Genomic DNA, 20,477 nt, shown 5'->3' on the forward strand with positions numbered 1-20,477 from the left:
CGTACCAATCAGGCTCTAGAATGGCGGCTCAATGCTGTTCAGGAGTTCGCACAATCATGCAGTTGCTTCCCTGGTCCCACGCTACCTCAGCCGGTTTCAGCCTGCGCGGCTGGCACACCGCACCCAGCGGCAAGCCCTTGCTGCATTATTTGCATGGCAACGGTTTCTGTACCCGCACCTATGAACCCATGCTGGCCTTGCTGGCGGAACACTTTGATCTCTGGCTCTGCGATTTGCAGGGTCATGGCGAGAGCGATCATGGCGGGCGTTTTCTCGGCTGGAACCGCAACGCCGAGTTGGCCGTGGAATGCTTTGAAGCCGGTCGCGGGCGTTTTGGTGAGGTACCCCGCGTTGCCTGTGGACACAGCTTTGGTGGCGTCCTCACCAGTCTGATACTGGCGGCGCATCCACAGCTGTTCCAGCGTGCGGTATTACTCGACCCCGTGCTCTTTCCCTTGAGTCTGATTGGTCTGCGCCATAGTCTGAGTCTGATAGGTATGCGTCGCAATCCGATGGCCGAAGGCGCGCGGGCGCGTCGTCATCACTGGCCGGATCGGGATGCGGCCTATGGTGCGCTGCACAATCGTGGGATTTTTCGTGGTTGGGAGGAGGCGGCCTTTCGCGCCCATATCGACCATGCGCTGAAGGATCATCATGAGCTGGGTGTTGAACTCAAGTGCCGCCCCAGTCGCGAGGCAGACGTATTTGAATCCATGCCGAGTCGCTTGTGGCCTTCACTACGGCGTATCCAGACGCCGACCTTGCTGGTCTATGGCGAAAAGACCTACCCCTTCGTGCGTCAGTCTGCCCAGCGTTTAAATGTCATCAATCGTCACGTCGAGATCATGTCCATGCCCGGCGGGCATTGCTTTATGCAAGAGCAATCAGCTCGTAGCGCCGACCTGGTCGGCGCTTATCTGACTATGAGCGACTGAGTACGGATCGGACTCAGGCGGCAACAATCACGTCGCCATGGTTCTCCGGCTCGATCAGTGCCTGGTGCAGCGCCATGATCGCTGAGTCGTAATCGTCCTCATTGATGATGCACTGCATTTCCACCTGACGGATCGACTGGTGAATGGCCTGGATGCTGATGTCGGCCTCAGCCAGTGCGGCAACGGTCTTGGCCAAAATGCCCTTGACCTTGAGGTCGGAGCCGATGGCAGAAACGATGGCAATATTGTGCACATTGACCTGTGCCATGGGGTACTTTTCTTCAATCAGCCGCGCAGCCCGGTTGATCATCTTGCGTGATCCGGAGGCGTAGTAGGTGATGCTGTTGGCATCCGAATCCTTGTTCACTACGTACAGGCGCAGTTGCTTGAGCAGCTTGGTGATCTCGATGTCATAGCCCACATCGCCGAGCATTTCCTGGTCAAACACTTCCAGGCCAAAGACGTCCTTGCGACCGGCGATGATCTCGACACAGGGTTTTTCGCTGCAGTAATCCTGACTGATCAGGGTACCGCCGTGCTCGGGCTCGAAGGCGTTCTTGATGCGCAACTGAATCCCGGCGCAGCGCAGGGTGCGGGCGGCCTTGGGGTGAATGGCCTCCATGCCCAGATTCGACAGCTGGTCGGCCACGTCGTAATTTGTCCGGCCGATGGTCACGACCTTGTCCACACCCACCAGCGTCGGGTCGGCACTGGAAAGGTGATATTCCTTGTGGATAATGGCCTCGCGCGCACCCGTGGTGGCGGCGATCTGGGCGAAGGTGATCTCGCTGTAGCCGCGATCAAAGGTATTCATCAGGCCTTCACGGCAGTGCGTGTAGCCGGTCGCCACGACCAGCTCACGGGACAGATCAATATCCTGAAAAGCGTCCTTGATCATGTCCTGGAAGGACTTGGGCTCGGCCAGATTCCAACCGGTCAGATCCGCCAGACGTGCTCGCAGACCTTTTTTCTTCAGCGCCAGCACGGTATTGAAGGCGCTGTGTGCTTCGCCCAGGGAGGCGAGCATTTCACGCACTTTCATCAACTGCTCACTGAGCTGAAAATGGCCGTAGCTACAGAGTTGCTGGAGGCTGAGCATGCAGTCGCGCACATCACTGATGCGCCCCTCAATAAAGCGGTCAGCCGCCTGCAGTTCATACTCGCTTTTGAATAACTCGGCGTTCTTGGCTTTCATTTTGGCCAGCACGGCATCCAGGGCGTCCAGCCAGGCATCTTCGTTGTGCGCATTGGCAAAGCGCTCGTAGACGCCAGGCTCGCCGGTCTTTTTATGTTCAAGCAGGGCGTTGGTCATGCCGCTGTAGGCGGAGACCACAAAAATGCGCTGATACAGCTCCGCGCCCTGACGTTGGCCAATGAAAATGTTGTTCAGTACTTCGTCGAAGCGGCTCATTGAGGTGCCGCCGATTTTTTCTACTGTATGCATAGTCCTGGTTACCGTCCTGGTGGGTGTGGTTTGGTGCTCATTGTGTCGGGCTGCATGTCTGAGTTTTGCAAGCTTGCCGACCGCACTGCGTGCCCCGATATTTGTCGATGCTCTTTGTGCTGCATTGCAGCTCTGTTTGATCGTCGGGTTGCACATTGCTCAAAAGCGCTTTTTTCAGTCCCGTGTTCCGGACCGTCTACAGCCATGGATGGCTGTAGCGAGCTTACAGGGATGTATTTACAGCGTGTCCGGAACATGGGGCTGACAACATCGCCAGTCAAGGCATCGCAAGCTCTTGAATGACTTGGCCGGCTGAGCAAAGGGCCTCAATCGACTGGATAAACCCCGTTCTCGTCATGCACTTCCTTGCCAGAGAGCGGCGGGTTGAACACGCAGGCCATTTTCATGTCTTCGCTGCCGCCGCGCAGCAGATGGTCGTCATGCTGATCGAGAATGTAGAGTGTGCCAGGTTCGATCTTGTAGACCTTGTTGTCGGCCAGGGTCTGGATTTCACCGTTACCGCTCATGCAATAGACCGACTCGAGGTGGTTCTGATAATGGATATGCGTCTCGGTGTTGGCCTTGATGGTCGTGATGTGGAACGAGAAACCCATGTTGTCGTCTTTCAACAACATGCGGACACTTTCCCAGTTCTCTGAAACGACGCGGCGTTCTGATTGCTCGCATTCCTTGAGGGTGCGTACGATCATCGTTTATCTCCTTGAAGCTGTCATGGCAGGGGTTTTGATGCAGGGGCAGACCGGGGCCATATGCCCCGGTCCGGGCAAGCATTCAGGCTCAGGAGGCCTGGCTTTCTTCCTGCGCGCTCATGACCTTGGCAAAGGCTGCATCCAGAATGGTCATGGCCTTGTCGATCTGCTCCTCGCTGATAATCAGCGGAGCCAGGCACTTGACCACTTGGCTGTGGTTGCCGCTGGTTTCAATCACCAGACCATGCTCGAAGGCTTCCTTGCAGATGGCAGACGCAATTTCGCCATTCGGGCAGTTGATGCCGACCATCATGCCGCGGCCTTTGACAAACAGCGAATCGGGGCCATGCTTGCGGACGATCTTCTGCATGCGCTCCTTGACCAGTTTGCCCTTGGCCTGGACGCTCTTGGCGAATTCGTCCGTGGTCCAGAAATGTTCCATGGCAGCGGCCGCAGTGACAAAGGCCAGATTGTTGCCACGGAAGGTACCGTTGTGTTCGCCCGGCTCCCACTCATCCAGCTCACGGCGCATGACCACTACGGCGAAGGGCAGGCCGTAGCCGCTCAGTGACTTGGACAGGGTGATGATGTCGGGCTGAATACCCATGCCTTCAAAGCTGAAGAAGGTACCAGTGCGGCCACAGCCGGCCTGAATGTCGTCAGCAATCAACAGCATGTCGTGCTTGCGGCAGAGCTTCTGCAGCTTGCGCATCCATTCGGCTGACGCGGTGTTCAAACCACCTTCACCCTGAACAACCTCAACAATGACCGCTGCGGGCTTGTCGATACCGCTGCTTGGGTCGCTCAGCAGTTTGTCCATCATGGCGATGGTGTTCACGCCTTCACCAAAATAGTTGGCATAGGGCATGCGGCTGACGTCGGTCAGCGGTACACCTGCAGCACCACGGTGATGCTGATTGCCGGTCACGGCCAACGCACCAATGGTGCAGCCATGGAAGCCGTTGGTGAAACTGATGATGTTATTGCGACCGGTGACCTTGCGCGCCAGCTTCAGTGCAGCTTCGACCGAATTGGTGCCGGTAGGGCCGCTGAACTGGGTGACATAATCGCCAAAGCCACGTGGCTCAAGAATCACGCGATGGAATACTTCCAGGAAGCGTTCCTTGGCGCCGGAGTACATGTCCAGGCCGTGGGTAATGCCGTCGTCGCTGATGTAATCAATCAACGCCTGCTTGAGGATGGGGTGATTGTGCCCGTAATTCAGCGTGCCAGCGCCAGCAAGAAAGTCGATGTAGTGCTTGCCGTCGCTGGTGATGAGTTCGGCACCGCGTGCTTGCTTGAAAACCACGGGAAATGAACGGCAGTAGCTACGAATACCGGACTCATGTTTTTCGAACTGTTCGAAGGTGTTCATGGTGTCTCCTGGTTCCAAGATTTAGGCAGTTTGTAGGGTCAAGGGTGTTGCAAATGGGCCAGCGCTATAGAGCACTTCATCATCGTGCTGGCCATTGAAATGGGTTGTGCTGTCAAACAGGGTGCGAGTACTGGCTTCGACACCCAGCAGTTTGAAGGCCTTACTGAACAGCGCTTCCGAGGCACCATTGCCTGGTGAGATGGTGGTCTCCAGACGACTAACACCTTGTGCACTGACGCGCTCGACAAGCGCCATCAGCATACGCAGGGCCAATCCCTGACCGCGCATGCGGCTATCCACGGCAACCTGCCAGACAAACAGCGTGTCCTGGCGCATGGGCGGGACATAGCCGGAAATGAATCCAACCAGATCGTTGGTCTCTGTCAGGGCCGCAATACTGGTGTCAGCAAAGTCCGAACATTGGAGCAAATTGCAGTACACCGAGTTCCGGTCCAGCGGCTCGCAACGTGCAACCAGCTGATTCAGCGCAAGGCCATCGGTGTCATGCGGCTTGCGTAGGGTAATGGGTGTCTTGGTCATAATTTTCTTTACTGATAAATATGTTTTATATGATAAACACATTCGATTGCTTATCTCAACCCATGATTGTCGTGGCTTGTAGCTCGTATTCATTGTTCATCAAATATTTACAGCTGTTAAATAGATCGGTCACATATTGGCTGGAGGCCCCGTCCTTTTTGACTCTTGGCCGATCTTCCGGAACGGCTTCCCACGCGGTTTTTCAGTCAATTAGGTGAGGTGATTTTTTGCAGCACCTGTGTGTTTTAATTGACGCCGGATAGTGGCCATGCAGCGCTAAGGCCGAGCCGGCATGTGCCAGCGGCGAGCGTTTCAGTCAGCACAATGATCTGAGTCGGATCTGGTGGGGCTTGATACTGCGGGGAGGGGTACAGAGCAGGTTCGCCCGTTACCCAAGCTGTTTAGCCGGGGTAACGGGCGCAAGATTATCGCTGTAGATACAGGCGGCCAGATGTCTTAAAGGGTAAAACCGCCATCAATCGGAATAATGTTTCCGGTCATGTAGGCGCCACCACGACTGGCCAGCATGATAGCCAATGCCGACATTTCATCAGGCCGGCCCCAGCGCTGCATGGGTATATCTTCACAGTCCTTGGCCAGCGCCTCGGGGTTCTGATGGATATGCCGGGTCATCTTGCTCGGGAAGCGGCCCGGCGCGATCACATTGACGTTGATATGCTGGCTGACCAGTTCACTGGCCAGCTGGCGGGATAGCTGGTGAACGGCTGCCTTGCTCGGGCCGTAGGACCAGGCATTTTCGTTCATGCTGACAATGCCAGCGACCGAGCCGATATTGATGATGCGCGAGGGATCGTCGGCATTGGCTCGTTTACGCATTAGCGGTAACAGCTGCTGGGTCGTGCTGAACACGGCGGTGACATTCAGTTGCATGACCTTGTGCCAGCCTTCGGCAGGGAATTCCTCAAGAGAACCACCCCAGGCAGTGCCGGCATTGTTGACCAGAATGTCCAGGTGATCGGTGTAGGCGAGCAGATCAGCAGCCAATGCTTTGGCACCGTCCTCGCTGGACAGGTCGGCGGCCAGGGCGATGCACTCGCCATAGGCACTTAATTCCTCGGCAGTAGCCTGGCCTTCTTCCAGTTTTCGGCTGCAGATCAATACGCGTGCGCCAGCGCGGACAAAACCTCTGGCAATCATCTTGCCAATACCCCTGCTGCCGCCGGTTACCAGGGCGGTGCGCCCGGCCAAACTGAAATAGTCCTGCATGATTATGCTGCTCCATTGTGTCTGAATGTGACCACAGTAGTGTGCTGGCACTCCGGCGCCAAGCGCGACGGGGAATTATCCAGCGAGCAAATGCCTGATCATTGTTGTCGGGGCGGCACGCTGGTGTCTTTTGCTTTATCCTGTATGTAGTTAATTGAATTGAACAAGGGGTAGTACGCATGGTGGCAAAGCGTCGTTCGCGCAAGGAAGATGCGTCGGATTGGACCGTGGCTGATAGCCGCAGTGTGTTTGGCATTCGTCACTGGGGCGCGGGCTACTTCAACGTCAATGAGCTTGGCCATATCGAGGTCTCGCCGCATGGCGAAGACGGCAAGGCTATTGATCTGCAGTTGCTGGTTGCACAGCTGCGTGAAAGTGGTCTGGACCTGCCCTTGCTGGTGCGTTTCCCCGATATATTGCAGCACCGGGTTCGCCAGTTGACCGGCGCCTTCGACCAGAATATTGCCGAGCTGGGCTACCAGGCCAGCTACACAGCTTTATACCCGATCAAGGTTAACCAGCAGGAAGCGGTGGTACAGAACATCATCGCCACCGAGAACGTCTCCATTGGCCTTGAGGCGGGTTCCAAGCCCGAGTTGATGGCGGTGCTGGCCCTGGCGCCCAAGGGTGGCACCATTGTGTGCAATGGCTATAAGGATCGCGAGTTCATCCACCTGGCGCTGATCGGTCAAAAGCTCGGACACCGGGTGTTTATCGTGATCGAAAAGGAATCCGAAGTCCGTCTGGTGATCGAAGAGGCCAGCAAGCTGGGTATCGAGCCCATGGTGGGCCTGCGCGTGCGTCTGTCGTCCCTGGCCTCGAGCAAGTGGGCGGATACCGGTGGCGAAAAATCCAAGTTCGGCCTGTCTGCGGCGCAACTGCTGCGGGTGGTCGAGCAGTTCCGCACGGCTGGCATGCAAAACGGCGTGCGCCTGCTGCACTTTCATATGGGCTCGCAGATCGCCAATCTGGCCGACTATCAGCATGGTTTCCGCGAAGCCATCCGCTACTTCGCCGAGCTGCGCGCCCTGGGCCTGCCGGTGGATCACATTGACGTAGGTGGTGGTCTGGGTGTGGATTACGACGGCACCCATTCGCGCAATGCCAGTTCGATCAATTACGACACCAATGAATACGCCCATACCGTGGTCGCCATGCTCCGCGATTTTTGTGATGAGCAGGGCTTGCCGCACCCGCATATCTTTTCCGAAAGCGGCCGGGCACTGACCGCGCATCACGCCATGCTGATTGTTCAGGTCACCGATGTTGAGCGACAGAACTCGGACGTGCCGCCCATTGATGACCCACAGGCCTTGTCCCCGGTGGTGCGCAATCTGGTCGGGCTGATGGATCAGACTGATATCGAGATGGTCACCGAGACTTACTGGCGTGCTACCCATTACATGGGCGATGTCGCTACCCAGTATGCGGAAGGGCGAATCAGTCTGTCGGAGAAGGCCCTGGCCGAACAGTGTTACTACGCGCTGTGTTCACGTCTGCATGATCTGCTCAAGGCGCGGCAGCGCTCGCATCGTCAGGTGCTGGACGAGCTGAATGACAAGATGGCTGACAAGTACATCTGCAATTTCTCGGTGTTTCAGAGCCTGCCCGATACCTGGGCGATTGATCAGGTGCTGCCTATCATGCCGCTCAACCGTCTGCAGGAAGAACCCCTGCGTCGCGCTGTACTGCAGGATCTGACCTGTGATTCGGATGGAAAGATCCGTCACTATGTGGATGAGCAGAGCATCGAGAACAGCCTGCCGGTGCATGAGCTGCGCGAAGGGGAGGATTACCTGTTGGGTATCTTCCTGGTGGGTGCCTACCAGGAAATTCTTGGCGATATGCACAACTTGTTTGGTGACACCGACTCAGTCAATGTTTACCTGCGCGCCGATGGCAAGGTGGTGCATGGTGGTATCGAGACCCACGACACCATCGAAGACATGCTGCGCTATGTGCACTTTGAACCGGACGAGCTGGTCACCCTGTACCGTGACAAGGTCGCTGGCGCACGCCTCAGTCCGGCCGAACGGGCTCGCATAGTCGATGCCCTGCGCCTGGGTCTGACGCGCTCTTCCTACCTGACTGCGGAATAGACATGGCGGTCCACGCGGGCGTCGTTCAAGAGGCCTGCTGGACCTGTTTTTGTCCGCAGGCCGGATCCAGTCCTAGAGTACAGTTGCGACCTTCGGCTTTGGCCTTGTGCAGAGCTTTTTCAGCGCGTCGGGTCAGCCCCTCCATGCTGTCATCGGCGGACAGCGTTGCACAACCCAGGCTGATGGTGATTTCGGTGTCGACCAGCAGCCCGCTATGGCTGGTTTGCTGCCGAAGCTTTTCCCCCAGTTCCAGTGCCTGATTGAGGCTGGTATGCGGTAATAACAGCATGAAACTGCCATCGCCCCAGCGGCATAGGGTGTCAGATTCGCGAATCAGGCCTTTGATCATTGCCGCCAGCCCTGACAGGACAGAATCCCCAACCCGGTCGCCGAAGTTGCGGTTGACCTGGTTGAAGTGGTCGATGTCCAGACAGACCACGCTCAGGGCTTGCTGATAACGACGGCAACGGGTCAGTTCCTGCTTGCCGGTGTCCATCAGTTGCTGTCGGGTATGCAGTCCGGTCAAGGGGTCGGCGTGGGTTGAACGGCGCAGTTGCAGCAAGTTCATTTCATTGGCTGACCGGTTTTCCTCAAGGGCAGTACGTGCACGCCGCAGGCGAAGAAGCAATAGTACACAGGCAACCAGAGCCAGCAGCAGTGAGCCGAGCAGGATCAAGCTGAAGGGCGGATAGGACAGCAGCCAGTGCAGATTCATGGGCGTATTGCTCCTCAGGACAACGAGGTTATGGCAAAGAGCTATCTACCCTTTTAAACATGGCATGTGCTGCGAAGGCGTCAAGCTACATGGGCTGACAGGCGACGACCGGTCACAACGGCTCAGTCGGCCCAGCCACCACAGACCGGGAAGATCTGGCCAACAAAGCAGTTGGCCGCATCACTGCACAGGTAGGCAGCAAATTGGGCATCCTCGCTGGCGCTGACCAGTCGACCCAGCGGGACTTCGCGTTGCAGTCGCGCCTGGAAGGCTGGATTGGCTTGAATCTCGGCCGGGAAATAGGTCGGATTGTCGACAAAGTTCTGGGCAATCGCATTGACCTGAATGTTGTGCCTGGCAACCTCCACCCCGACGGCACGGATATAGGCGAGTTGTGCGCCGCGAGCGGCGCTGTAGCTGGAGGCGCGTTTCATCCCGCGCAGGGCCGAGGCGCTGCCCATCAGCAGAATCTTGCCGTGACCGCGGGCGATCATCTGCGGCAGCACACCGCGCACCAGTTGCTGCAATGGAGTAACCATATGGGCAAAGGCCTGTTGCCATTCCTCATCGCTGACCTGATCGGCTGGAGTGCTGGGTGCCGGAATGCCCAGGTTGGCCACCAGTACATCGATTTCGCCGCTGCGTTCGAGCAGCGTGTCGACTGCAGCGCGTGAGCTCAGATCGCTCTGGTCCGCCACTACGCTGGCACCACAAGCTGTCAGCTCAGCGAGTAGGGACGGCCCCATAAAGGCTTCTGCCTGGGTCAGCAGAATGCGTTTGTTATGCAGGTTGGCGTGGCTCATACGGGTCCTTTGTGATGCTCAGTAGGGGTGGCGCTTGAGCCAGTCGAGCAGGGCAAGGTTGACCTGTTCCGGCTTTTCGGCCTGGATCCAGTGACCGCAGTTGGCGATGACTTGCTGCTCAACGCGCGGAATAATCTCGGGCATCTTGCGAATGGTATAGGCTTCCAGCTCGCCGACCGGGTCGCGATCGCCAATCAGGAACAGCGCGGGTTGCAGTATTTGCTGGCCTGCCAGCGGCTCTGTCAGTGCCCAGTTGCGCTCAAAATTGCGGTACCAGTTGACCGGGCCATGGAAGCCGCTGCGCTCGAAGGTCTGTACGTAAACGGCAAAGGCCTCGTCCGGGCACCAGGCAGGGGGGTGTCCCGGGTCCTCCCGGTCGTCCAGCCAGCGCGCATCAGCCGCTTTGTCCTGCACCAGCGCATTGCCCGTCTGTGAGGCTGACATGCCATGCATCATCAAGCGCATGGTACGCGGAATATTTTCCGCCATTTCCGCCTCAGCCAGCCCCGGTTTCTGAAAGTACAGCATGTAGTGGAAACGGTCCTGGTACAGCTCGCGGATCATGCCGATCGCCGGTTTTCTGGGGCGGCCACCATAGGGTACGGACAGGCCACAAACCAGTTGAACGCGCTCTGGCTCAAGTAACGCTAGATGCCAGGCCACGGGTGCACCCCAGTCATGACCAATCATGGCTACAGTTTGATGGCCAAGCTGGTCCATGGCCTGACGAATATCGCCGCACAGGGACATCAGGTTATAGGCGTCAACTTCCTCTGGCGCGCTGGTCTGGCCGTAACCGCGCATTTCCGGTGCATAGACACGGTAGCCGGCAGCACTTAAGGCATCGATTTGATGGCGCCAGGAATACCAGCACTCCGGGAAGCCGTGCAGCAACCAGACGACCGGACCGGTTTCCGGGCCCGAGCAATACAGACTGAGCTGAATGTCAGTCAGGGTCAGCATCTGGTGGTGATATGCGCTCACAGGGACTCCTTATGTTGTTCAAGGAATGATTCAGCGCTTCCTCAATGCGCACTATGGCAAAAAGTGGAAAGGCTTGCCGCGTTTATTCACTGTTCGATGGGCATAGCATGAACTGTCTCAATAACGCTGGCATTGGTCTGACCTATGGCCTGCTTGTGGCTTCGCTTTCTCAAGTATGGGCTATCGTTTATTTAGCGTGTCTTTTCGTTCAGTGCAGGAGCACAGGGAAAAATGAGAAAAGCCAAGGGCGTATCGCTGCAGTGGTTGTTGGCCAGTTCGATTGTGTTCTGTCTGCTGGCATTACTGTCGGTGGTCGCGGTTCAGGGTTACAGGGGTACTGAGGGTGCCTTGCTGTTGGCCGCCAATGATTCGGCGCGGCAATTGGGTACGGTGCTGAACGAACGCGCTGGACGCCTGCTCAATCCGGTCGAGAGCACTTTGAGGCTGTTGGCCCATGACCCGATTGCATCGGCTGATACGCTGCAATCCCGGTTGGAAAGACTACCGGTGCTGGTGGAAGCCCTTAAAGCCAATGAAATGCTCAGTGCGGCCTATGTCGGCTATGACTCGGGTGAGTTCATCCTGGTCAGACATTTGCTGACGGAGCAGCAAAAGCAGCGTTTCAGCGCCCCACCTGAGGCCAGCTATCTGGTCCAGACCGTCAGCCTCAATGACAATGGTGCCTTCAGTGGCGCCTGGCACTTCTATGATGTGCGGATAAATCGAGTGGAGCGTCGGTCGGTTGCCGATTACCGTTTTGATCCGCGTCAGCGGCCCTGGTATCGCTCTGCTGTGGAGACCGACAGCCTGGTGCTTACCCGTCCTTACGTGTTTTTCACCACGGAGGAAGTCGGTCTGACCATGGCGTTGCGGAGTCTGGCCGGTCAGGCCGTGATTGGCATGGATGCGTCGGTCGCCGATCTTGGCGGAGAGGTTCAGGATCTGCGTCTGACACCGGGCACCGAGATGGTCGTGATTGATGACCTCGAGGTGGTGATTACCTATCCGGATCTACAGCGTATTCTGGTCGATCAGCCGGGTGAGATGCGCCTGGCGCGGCTGCACGAGTTGGGTGTGCCGGCACTCACCCAACTGGCAGGTTTTGAGCTGGCTGACGCGACACCGCGCCCCTTCAGCGTCAATGGCCGAGCATGGTACGGCGTGAGTTTGCCGCTGGCGCGATTGAGCGAGAACAAGGCGCGGATCCTGATTGCCATTCCCGAGGCCGAGCTGCTCAGCGGTGCGCGGGCTATTCTGATCGATCAGGTTGCCTGGGCAGCTGCTCTGGCAGCAGTGCTGCTGTTGATTGGCTGGGCACTGGGTCATCGCCTGGGTCAACCGCTTAAATCCCTGGCTGATCAGGTCGAGGCGCTGGGCGATTTCGATTTCAGCCAGCCGCCGGGAGTGCGATCACATATTCGTGAGGTCAACCACCTGGGCAATGTGATCAGCGACATGGCCAGGGCCATCGATCACTTTCAGGCCATTACCCTGAGTCTGAGTCATGAAGCCAATCTGGAGCGCATGCTGGAGTCGGTGCTGACGCATCTGGTACAGATTGCCGGTGGGCACAGTGGTGTGGTTTACCTGTGCCGCGATGATGAGCACCATCTGGATATGGCCGCCGCCTGGCAGGGTGCGGGCTATCCTGCCAGCCTGACCCTGGATGCCGCCCATCGGGATAGTCCTGAAAAGCTGCTTGCCGCCCTCGACGCTGCCGGTCGCAGTCCCTTGTCGTTGGCCCTGCATGACCGGCGCGGCGTGCTGTTGGGTTTGTTGGTAATCGAGATGCCGGAGGATATTGCCCCCGCCGAACTGCATAGTTTGGGGCGCTTTGTCGATGCCTTGTCAGGGTCGCTATCGGTGGCGATTGAGACCCGTCAGTTGTTTGAAGGACAGCAGCGCCTGCTGGAGGCCATCATCAAGTTGCTGGCGGACGCCATTGATGCCAAATCACCCTACACCGCAGGGCATTGTGAGCGGGTTCCGCAGTTGGCCGAGATGCTGCTGGATCGTGCCATGGCCGAGGACAGCGGGCCCTTTGCCGATTTTCAGCTGGATGAAGAACAGCGTTATGCCTTTCGCCTGGCGGCCTGGTTGCATGACTGCGGCAAGATCACCAGCCCTGAGTATGTGGTGGATAAGGCGACCAAGCTGGAAACCCTTTATAACCGCCTGCATGAAATCCGCACGCGCTTTGAAGTGCTCTGGCGTGATGCCGAACTGACTTACTGCCATGGATTGTTGGCTGGGCAGGATGAGGATGGTCTTAAAGCCGATCTGCAGACCCGGCATCAACAGTTGCAGGATGACTTTGCTCGGGTCGCCAAGGCCAATGTTGGCGGTGAGTTCATGACCGATACTGACATTGCCGATTTACAGCGCATTGGGGCCGAGACCTGGCTGCGGCATTTTGATAAAACCCTGGGCCTGTCAACCGAAGAGACCCATCGCCTTGATACCGAACCGGATAGCTTGCCGGCCTGCGAGCGCTTGCTGGCGGATCGGCCCGAACACATCGTGCCCTGGGGCGAACGCAGGCCCGCTGTGGAGGCGGGTGATCCGCGCAATGTATGGGGTTTTGATATGCCGCTGCCTGACCAGGCGATGAACCTTGGCGAGCTGTACAACCTGTCGATTCGCCGCGGCACCCTGACCGCAGAGGAGCGCTTCAAGATCAACGACCATATCGTCCAGACCTTGATCATGCTGACCTCATTGCCCTTCCCGCGGAGTTTGCGAGGCGTGCCTGATATCGCTGCCAATCACCATGAAAAGCTCGACGGCGGAGGCTACCCCAGGGGGTTGGATGCCAGCCAGTTGGGGGTGCCGGACCGGATCATGGCCATTGCCGATATTTTCGAGGCACTGACAGCAGCAGATCGCCCGTACAAGGTGGCCAAGACCCTCTCAGAGTCAGTCAGCATTCTCTGTCATATGGCAACTGATCGTCATATCGATGCTGACTTGCTGATGCTCTTCCTGAGTTCGGGTGTCTATCTGCAATACGGTCGTCAATTCTTTCACCCGGACCAGCTTGATGAGGTCGATGTGGCGGCCTGTATTGAGCGTCTGCGGAATATCAGGTCCGAGCCAGAACAAGAGCCAGGGCGATCAGGCTGACCAGCAATGCGGTGCAGCTAATAAATAGACTCAGGCGTGTTGAGCCAGCGTGAGCCGAGGCTGCATCGTCAATTCGTGCAGGCGTGGTATCCAGTACCGTACGAGCCGGTGCCGAGGCGCGACCTTCTGTGACAGGGACGGTCGGGTCTGGAACGCCCTGCAGCAATTGCATGACGCGCTCGACCAGGTGATGGTCAAAGCGGTAAGGGTCGAATTTATCAAAGCCGTGTTCGATCAACAGTTTTTGCATATGCTCATCGACCGGCACGTATTTCATTGACCAGTCAGGGAATGACAGGCGCTTGATCGATTCGCTGGCGAGGATTTTCAGGTCCTTGTGACGTGGATCCTTGAGCAGAGTATTGTACAGCGCCTGTACCTTGCTGGTCTCACCCTCCAGGCACTGAAAGAAGCAGCCATCGCCGTAATACAGCATGCCGACAAGACCGTTTTTTCGGTTGTTGGTACGTGATGTTGAGAGGATGCGAGCCACATTGGGCTCAACGCCATCCATGGATTTTGATACCGCAAAAGTGGCGCGGCTGATATAGACGATGCGGATAAGGTCAGTCATGTGTTAACCCGAAGGATCCCTGGTTTTAGTCTGTGCAGAATAGGCTTTTATGACGTTAAAATGGCAACCTTTATATTTCAAGACACGTCCGTAGAGACGGTCAGGATAATAACCATGCGCGCCTTGCACCCGATCAATGAAACTGCCACCTGGGCGCGTCGCCTGGGTGTGGTATGTGGCTCATCACTGGTCACGCTTGTGTATTGCCTCGATGTGATCTGGCGAGCTGCACTGGGTCGACTTGATCGTCCCCGGGTCGACAGATATACCCGCTCCTGGTCTGGCTGGTTGTTGCGCCTGATCAGAATGCAGCTGTCCGTCGTGGGGCAGTGCCCTGACTTCAACAACGGCCGGCGTTATATGATCCTCTGTACCCATGCCAGCCACTATGATATTCCGGCCAGTTTCGTCGCTATGCCTGGCTCGATCCGCATGCTGGCCAAATCCGAGCTGTACCGTATTCCCTTTCTCGGTGCCGCCATGCGGGCTGCCGAGTTCCCGTCGATCAATCGACACAATCGTGATCAGGCCATCGCTGATCTTGACCGAGCCAGGGCCATGATGGAGTCCGGAATAGTTTTATGGGCTGCACCGGAAGGCACGCGATCACCGAGCGGCAAGCTGTTGCCCTTCAAGCGCGGTTGTTTTCATCTGGCGCTGGATACCGAGGCGATTATAGTGCCGGTGGCCATACGGGGTATCGCGGAGGTGCTGCCGGCCAGAACCTGGCAGTTCAATCTTGGCCAGCAGGTGGCCGTGCATATTGGTCAGCCGATTGATGCCAGTGCCTTTGATCTGGACAGGTTGCCGGACCTGATGCAGCTGACGCGTTCGGCAATCCTGGATTTGCTCGGCGAGCCGCCTGAACCGGCCGCGGAGTCTGTTACAGAGAGCACGGACGAGCGGGCCGATGCGCCGCAGCGAAAAACCGAATCAGTCTGACAGCGCCAGGTTGAACTGACCGCCTTCGTTTTCCAGCTCAGCCAGGACAGTGCAGCAAAAAGTCAATTCATCGCGGAGTGCCGGCAGGCTCTTCTGATCCAGCTTCTGGCTGCTGCCGCGTTGAATATGCTGTGACAGTGCTTCCAGCGTGGCCATGCCCAGTGCTGCCGGAAACCAGACTCGATCTTCGATGTCCAGAGGAGGCGGTTCACTGTCAGCCAGTTCGTCACTATCAACATGGCCCTCTTCGCGCAGCAGGCGCTCAGCTTCCTGCAGTTCCAGTTGCGAAATATCGACAAACTGACTGAGCTTGCTGACGCCCAGACTGCGAGCTAACTCGTCCAGCACGCTCAACTGCGCCTTGAGGCTGACCAGTGGATTGGGGTGCTGGCAGCATTGACGGTCAAGCAGGGTCGTCAGTCGTATTTCCTTAGGCACTCAGGGTTCCTTGCGCAGAGTCAACAGGCTTGCAGCTTACCCCAGTGCTCTGGCGCTTTAAACCACCTCGTCGATCTGCCAGCCGCCGCCCAGAGCGCGGTACAGGTCCAGGGTGCTCAACAGCCAGGTGCTGCGTTGCTGGACCAGGCTGTCCTGACTCTGGTACCAGGTCCGTTGTGTGTCCAGCAGGGTTTGCAGGGTAATGGCGCCGGCACGGTAGCGTGTTTCCGCCAGGTTGAAGGCCAGCTCGGCCTGTTGCTCGACCTGTTCCAGGAAGCGGTAGCGCTCGCGCGCACGGTTGACCGCATCCAGCGCGTTATCCACCTCACCGAGCGCGTTGAGTACCGTTCGCCGGTAATCAATCAGCAATTCCTCCTGCCGAGCGCTCGAGAGTGACACCTGGGCGCGCAGGCGGCCGCCCTGAAAGATCGGTTGTGTGAGACCCGCGGCCAGGTTCCAGGCCGTGCTTGGATTACCCAACAGGCTGCTCAGGTCGCTGCTTTGGCCGCCAAGTTGACCGGTCAGCTGGATTGACGGCAAGAGTGCCGCGCGCGCCGCTGTCAGGTCCGCATTGGCCGCGATCAGACGGGCTTCGCTGGCGAGAATATCCGGCCTGCGCGTCAATAACTCTGACGGTATCCCTGCAGTGGGTTGTGGAATGCTGATGGCGCTGAGCTGCTCCAGTTCGGGTAGCTCGAAGTCTGGTCCTTGTCCCAGCAGAAGAGCCAGGCTGGTGCGCAGTTGTCGCTGTTGTTGTTCGAGTGCAGGCAGGCCGGCACGCAGTTGCGCGACCAGGGTATTCTGCTGGCTCAATTCCAGTCGGTCTGCGGCGCCATAGCGATAGCGGGCTTCGACCAGTTGCTGCACCCGTTCGGCACTGGCCAGACTGTCCCTTGCCAGCGTCACGCGACCGGCATTTTCCAGCAGCTGCAGCCAGTTGCCGATAACGGCCGTATCCAGACTGATGGCCAGTGTCTCACGGTCGTAGGCGCTGGCTTCATAGCTGGCCCGGGCAGCATCACGGACAGCATGGTTACGTCCCCAGAAGTCGACCTCGTAGGCGGTGCTCAAGCCCGCGCTGAAACGGTTTCCGGGGCTGCTGCCATCACTGCCGGCGCGGTCAGCGCCGAGACTGGCCTGCACCTGGGGCAGCAGGCCAGCACCGGCTTGAGTCAGTTGTGCATCGGCCTGAAGCAGGCGGCTTGAGGCGGTAGCCAGGTCAAGGTTATCGCGACGCGCTTGATCCAGCAGGCTGTCAAGCGTCTGGCTCTGGTAGTGCTGCCACCAATTCGAAGCAGGCCAGTGGTTGTCAGCAGAGGCGGTATTCCACGTCTGCGGCAGTGTCAGATCAGCCTGAGGCATGGGCGTATTGAGACTGCAGCCGGCGAGTACAAGGTTGCCAAGCAGCAGCAAAAGCGGTTTGTTAGTCAGCACTGAGGGCCACCACTGGATCAAGATGCGCGGCCTTGTGCGCCGGCATGTAACCGAAAATCAGGCCGGTAGCAAAGGCGCAACCGAAGGCCAGCAGCACCGGGCCGGTTGTGAACTCGATGGCCGTGCCCAGAAACTGCAGTCCGCCGGCAAAGGCCAGGCCAATGATGACGCCAAGGGCACCGCCGATGGCCGAGACCACCAGGGCTTCGACAATGAACTGCTGGAGTATGTTGCGGGTCCGCGCGCCGGTCGCTACTCGGATGCCAATTTCCCGGGTTCGCTCAGTGACATTGACCAACATGATGTTCATCACGCCAATGCCTCCGACCAGCAGTGATATGGCGGCAATGGAACCCAGTAGTACGGTAAAGGTGTTCTGCGTTTCCGCCACATTCTCCAGCAACGAGGCCATATTGCGAATCTGAAAATCCTCGACGCCGGCATGCGCTTGCAGCAGGGCTTGTCGAACCGCTTCCTGGGTCAGTTCGGCCTGGCTCAGATCCTCGATCAGAATGGTCACTGAGTTCAGATAACGCTGGCCAATCAGCCTGAGACTGCCGGTATTCAAAGGCACAAAAACCACATCATCCTGATCGCCACCCCAGGGCGCTGCACCCTTTTCCGCCATGACGCCAATAACCTGAAAGGGCACATTGTTGATCAGTATGTACTCACCCAGGGGATCTGAATTGCCGAACAGGTTGCTCGCTACTGTGCTACCCAGTACGGTGACGGCGGCATAACGCTGGTCATCGTTGTCATCAATGAATACGCCGTGGCCCACCTCCCAGTCCCGGGCCAGCGGCAGGTCGGCACTGGTCGCGGTAACTTGCGTCTGGTAGTCGGTATTGCCACTGCGCACGGTCACCCGACCATTCATCTCCGGTACTGCAACCCTGACATTATCGATCTGCGCCGCGAGGGCCGCATCACTGGGCACCAGGGTGTTGGTCGAGCCGTCCATGGAGCGGCGGGTGTTGGGTGCGCCAGGACGCACCAGCAATAGATGGGTGCCCATCGAGCTGATGCGATCGACCACTTCCTGGCGCGCACCGTTGCCGACTGCCAACATGACCACGACTGACGCTACGCCGATAACAATGCCAAGCAGCGTCAGCACCGTACGAAACAGATTGGCGCGCAGGGCCCTGATGGCCATGCGCACGGCCTCTGCGGCATCGCTGAAAAATGCACTCCCGGTATGCTCGGTGGTTGTGTTCAGCGCTGTAGGCTCAGTCTGTGGTGTCGGCGTGGCTGCGCCGCTGTCATGCAGAATGCGGCCGTCACGAATCTCGATCTGGCGTTCGGCCTGGGCGGCAACATCGCGGTCGTGGGTGATCACAATGACGGTCTTGCCACGGGCATGCAGCTGTTTCAGCAGACCCAGAACATCCTGTCCGCTCTGGCTGTCGAGGGCACCCGTGGGTTCGTCAGCGAGGATGATGCTCGCGTCGTTCATCAAGGCCCTGGCAATCGAAACCCGCTGTTGCTGGCCGCCCGAGAGTTGGCTGGGGCGGTTGCTCAGGCGTTCGCCGAGTCCCAGCCCAGTGAGTAGTTGCTCGGCGCGCTGATGTCGTTGCTCACGGGGTAGGCCGGCATAAATCGCCGGGACCTCGACGTTCTCCAGTGCGCTGGCCGAGCCAATCAGGTTATAGCTTTGAAAGATGAAACCAAAGGCGTTGCGCCGCAGACTGGCCAAGGCGTCCTTGTCGAAGTCGGCAATATTCTGGCCGTCGAACAGGTATTCGCCAATGCTCGGTCGGTCAAGACAGCCGAGAATGTTCATCAGGGTTGATTTGCCTGAGCCGGAGGCACCCATGATAGCGACAAACTCACCGGCCTGAATATCCAGCGCTACCTCATGCAACACTGTGGTGGCGATTTCACCGTTCTGAAAGGTTTTGCCAATGCCTCGCAGGCGGATCAGCGGCGTGGGCTGGCTCACATGAACCGCCTTGGGCGCTCGTTTGTGCCGCCGTTCTGGGTTGAAGATACCTGTCCGGTAATAACCCGTTCTCCCTGTTCCAGGCCCTCAAGCACCTCGGCCATAACCCGGTTGCGTACGCCGATGCGCACCTGACGGGGCTGTGCCCGATTCTGAGCGTCCAGAACCTGGATTTCCTGTTCTCCGCTGCCTTGCGAGCGCAGGGCAGCAGCGGGAATGAGCAAAACGTCCTCGGCTGAGGCGTTGATGAAAAAGACCTGGGCGCTCATCTGTGGCAAAAGCTCTCCATCGGGATTGGGTACGTCAAACAGTGCATTGAACAGGACCACATTGTTGATTACCTCGGGGGTCGGCAGTATCTGCCGTAATTCGCCTTCCCAGCGACGCTGCGGCTGGCCGAGGGTGGAAAAGTAGGCGGCCATGCCGACTTTTAGTTTGCTGATATCCGCTTCAGAGACCTGAGTGCGCACGCGCATGCTCGAGAGGTCGGCGATCTGTACCACGATGGGTGCTGTCTGGTTGGCATTCAGGGTCTGGCCCTGATTGGCCAGTTGCTGGACTACGGTGCCGTCCATCGGTGCATAGATACGGGTGTAATTCAGATCAGCCTGGTCGCCCTTGAGTGCCGACTCGGTCTGACGAATCTGCGCTTTCAGTACATCAACCTGAGCAGCCGCTGAACGCAGTGTGGCCTCTGCGGTCTCGAGCGATTCGCGGCTGGTGGCATCCTCGGCAAACAGGTTGCGCTGGCGTTGTGCCTGTAAACGAGCCAGATCAAACTGGGCTTCGCGGTCCTTGAGCTGCGCCTGCTGGTTGGCCAGCTGCGCCGTGCTGGCTTCAACCTGTGCCAGATACAGGGTGGGGTCTATTTCCGCCAACAGTTGGCCGGCTTCAACCTGATCGCCGAGCTCCACATGCAATACTTTCAACTGCCCAGACACCTGGGTGCCGACATCCACGTAGTTCAATGGCTCCAGTGTGCCCAGCGCGGTTATGCTGTCTTCAATATCGCCACGAATGACCTCCACCGTATTGAAGTCCGGTGCATGTGGGTTATTGCCGAACAGCGTCCAGCCGGCAGCGCCGGCAATCAACAGGCTGATTGCGATGAATAGAATACGTCCCTTGCGGGGAGGCTGACTGACAGGCATTGGCTCAATCCAGAGGCTGATTCAGCGCTCTAGTGTAC

17 protein-coding genes are annotated in these 20,477 nt (G+C 58.0%); 4 read left to right on the forward strand and 13 right to left on the reverse strand.

Annotation, left to right across the window (positions count from 1 at the left end; translation table 11 throughout):
- Positions 1-56: 56 nt before the first annotated feature.
- Positions 57-935 carry an alpha/beta fold hydrolase gene (locus AC27HQ_RS04785; protein WP_487154882.1) on the forward strand — a complete coding sequence of 293 codons (879 nt, stop codon included), beginning with the start codon at positions 57-59 and terminating at the stop codon, positions 933-935.
- Between the two features lie 13 nt (positions 936-948).
- Here the strand turns inward: AC27HQ_RS04785 and AC27HQ_RS04790 are convergent, their stop codons facing one another.
- The 5 genes from AC27HQ_RS04790 to AC27HQ_RS04810 form a co-directional block, all read right to left on the reverse strand.
- Positions 949-2,379, reverse strand: coding sequence for an aspartate kinase (locus AC27HQ_RS04790; protein WP_487154883.1), 1,431 nt, complete (start codon positions 2,377-2,379; stop codon positions 949-951).
- Between the two features lie 326 nt (positions 2,380-2,705).
- Positions 2,706-3,089: an ectoine synthase gene (locus AC27HQ_RS04795; protein WP_487154885.1), complete on the reverse strand. Its 384-nt coding sequence runs from the start codon at positions 3,087-3,089 to the stop codon at positions 2,706-2,708.
- Positions 3,090-3,177: 88 nt separating this feature from the next.
- Positions 3,178-4,464: a diaminobutyrate--2-oxoglutarate transaminase gene (gene ectB, locus AC27HQ_RS04800; protein ID WP_487154886.1), complete on the reverse strand. Its 1,287-nt coding sequence runs from the start codon at positions 4,462-4,464 to the stop codon at positions 3,178-3,180.
- A gap of 21 nt (positions 4,465-4,485) precedes the next feature.
- Positions 4,486-5,004, reverse strand: coding sequence for a diaminobutyrate acetyltransferase (gene ectA / locus AC27HQ_RS04805; RefSeq protein ID WP_487154888.1), 519 nt, complete (start codon positions 5,002-5,004; stop codon positions 4,486-4,488).
- A gap of 456 nt (positions 5,005-5,460) precedes the next feature.
- A complete protein-coding gene (locus tag AC27HQ_RS04810; protein ID WP_487154889.1) occupies positions 5,461-6,231 on the reverse strand; it encodes an SDR family oxidoreductase in 771 nt (256 codons plus the stop codon).
- A gap of 182 nt (positions 6,232-6,413) precedes the next feature.
- Between AC27HQ_RS04810 and speA the strand changes: the two genes are divergently transcribed.
- A complete protein-coding gene (speA, locus tag AC27HQ_RS04815) occupies positions 6,414-8,330 on the forward strand; it encodes an arginine decarboxylase (RefSeq protein ID WP_487155016.1) in 1,917 nt (638 codons plus the stop codon).
- 25 nt (positions 8,331-8,355) lie between these two features.
- On the opposite strand, the gene AC27HQ_RS04820 is transcribed toward speA, so the two are convergent.
- The 3 genes from AC27HQ_RS04820 to AC27HQ_RS04830 form a co-directional block, all read right to left on the reverse strand.
- Complete coding sequence (locus tag AC27HQ_RS04820) at positions 8,356-9,045, reverse strand: GGDEF domain-containing protein (RefSeq protein ID WP_487154890.1); 690 nt, start codon at positions 9,043-9,045, stop codon at positions 8,356-8,358.
- Positions 9,046-9,167: 122 nt separating this feature from the next.
- On the reverse strand, positions 9,168-9,848 hold the full coding sequence (locus AC27HQ_RS04825) for an SDR family oxidoreductase (RefSeq protein ID WP_487154891.1): 681 nt from the start codon (positions 9,846-9,848) through the stop codon (positions 9,168-9,170).
- 18 nt (positions 9,849-9,866) lie between these two features.
- A complete protein-coding gene (locus tag AC27HQ_RS04830; protein ID WP_487154893.1) occupies positions 9,867-10,832 on the reverse strand; it encodes an alpha/beta fold hydrolase in 966 nt (321 codons plus the stop codon).
- Positions 10,833-11,063: 231 nt separating this feature from the next.
- Here AC27HQ_RS04830 and AC27HQ_RS04835 point away from each other — a divergent pair, with 231 nt between their 5' ends.
- Positions 11,064-13,955, forward strand: a complete 2,892-nt coding sequence (locus AC27HQ_RS04835; protein WP_487154894.1) for an HD domain-containing phosphohydrolase — start codon at positions 11,064-11,066, stop codon at positions 13,953-13,955.
- On the opposite strand, the gene AC27HQ_RS04840 is transcribed toward AC27HQ_RS04835, so the two are convergent.
- Complete coding sequence (locus AC27HQ_RS04840) at positions 13,915-14,529, reverse strand: BLUF domain-containing protein (protein ID WP_487154896.1); 615 nt, start codon at positions 14,527-14,529, stop codon at positions 13,915-13,917. The genes AC27HQ_RS04835 and AC27HQ_RS04840 overlap by 41 nt on opposite strands.
- A gap of 114 nt (positions 14,530-14,643) precedes the next feature.
- On the opposite strand from AC27HQ_RS04840, the gene AC27HQ_RS04845 reads away from it, so the two are divergent.
- Entirely contained in the window at positions 14,644-15,471 is an 828-nt protein-coding gene (locus AC27HQ_RS04845) for a lysophospholipid acyltransferase family protein (RefSeq protein WP_487154898.1), read from the forward strand.
- On the opposite strand, the gene AC27HQ_RS04850 is transcribed toward AC27HQ_RS04845, so the two are convergent.
- Genes AC27HQ_RS04850 through AC27HQ_RS04865 form a run of 4 tightly spaced genes read right to left on the reverse strand, consistent with a single transcriptional unit; the run spans position 15,463 to position 20,439 of the window.
- Positions 15,463-15,909: a hypothetical protein gene (locus AC27HQ_RS04850; protein WP_487154899.1), complete on the reverse strand. Its 447-nt coding sequence runs from the start codon at positions 15,907-15,909 to the stop codon at positions 15,463-15,465. The two genes, AC27HQ_RS04845 and AC27HQ_RS04850, sit on opposite strands and share 9 nt — an antisense overlap.
- 57 nt (positions 15,910-15,966) lie before the next feature.
- Positions 15,967-17,343 (reverse strand): efflux transporter outer membrane subunit, encoded by a 1,377-nt coding sequence (locus AC27HQ_RS04855; protein ID WP_487154900.1) that lies wholly within the window; start codon positions 17,341-17,343, stop codon positions 15,967-15,969.
- On the reverse strand, positions 17,333-19,288 hold the full coding sequence (locus AC27HQ_RS04860) for a MacB family efflux pump subunit (RefSeq protein WP_487154901.1): 1,956 nt from the start codon (positions 19,286-19,288) through the stop codon (positions 17,333-17,335). The genes AC27HQ_RS04855 and AC27HQ_RS04860 overlap by 11 nt, the downstream gene beginning before the upstream one ends.
- Entirely contained in the window at positions 19,285-20,439 is a 1,155-nt protein-coding gene (locus AC27HQ_RS04865) for an efflux RND transporter periplasmic adaptor subunit (RefSeq protein ID WP_487154902.1), read from the reverse strand. Before AC27HQ_RS04865 ends, AC27HQ_RS04860 begins: the two co-directional genes overlap by 4 nt.
- Positions 20,440-20,477: the final 38 nt, after the last annotated feature.

It is taken from the genome of Halopseudomonas sp. 4NH20-0008 (genome assembly GCF_057548395.1).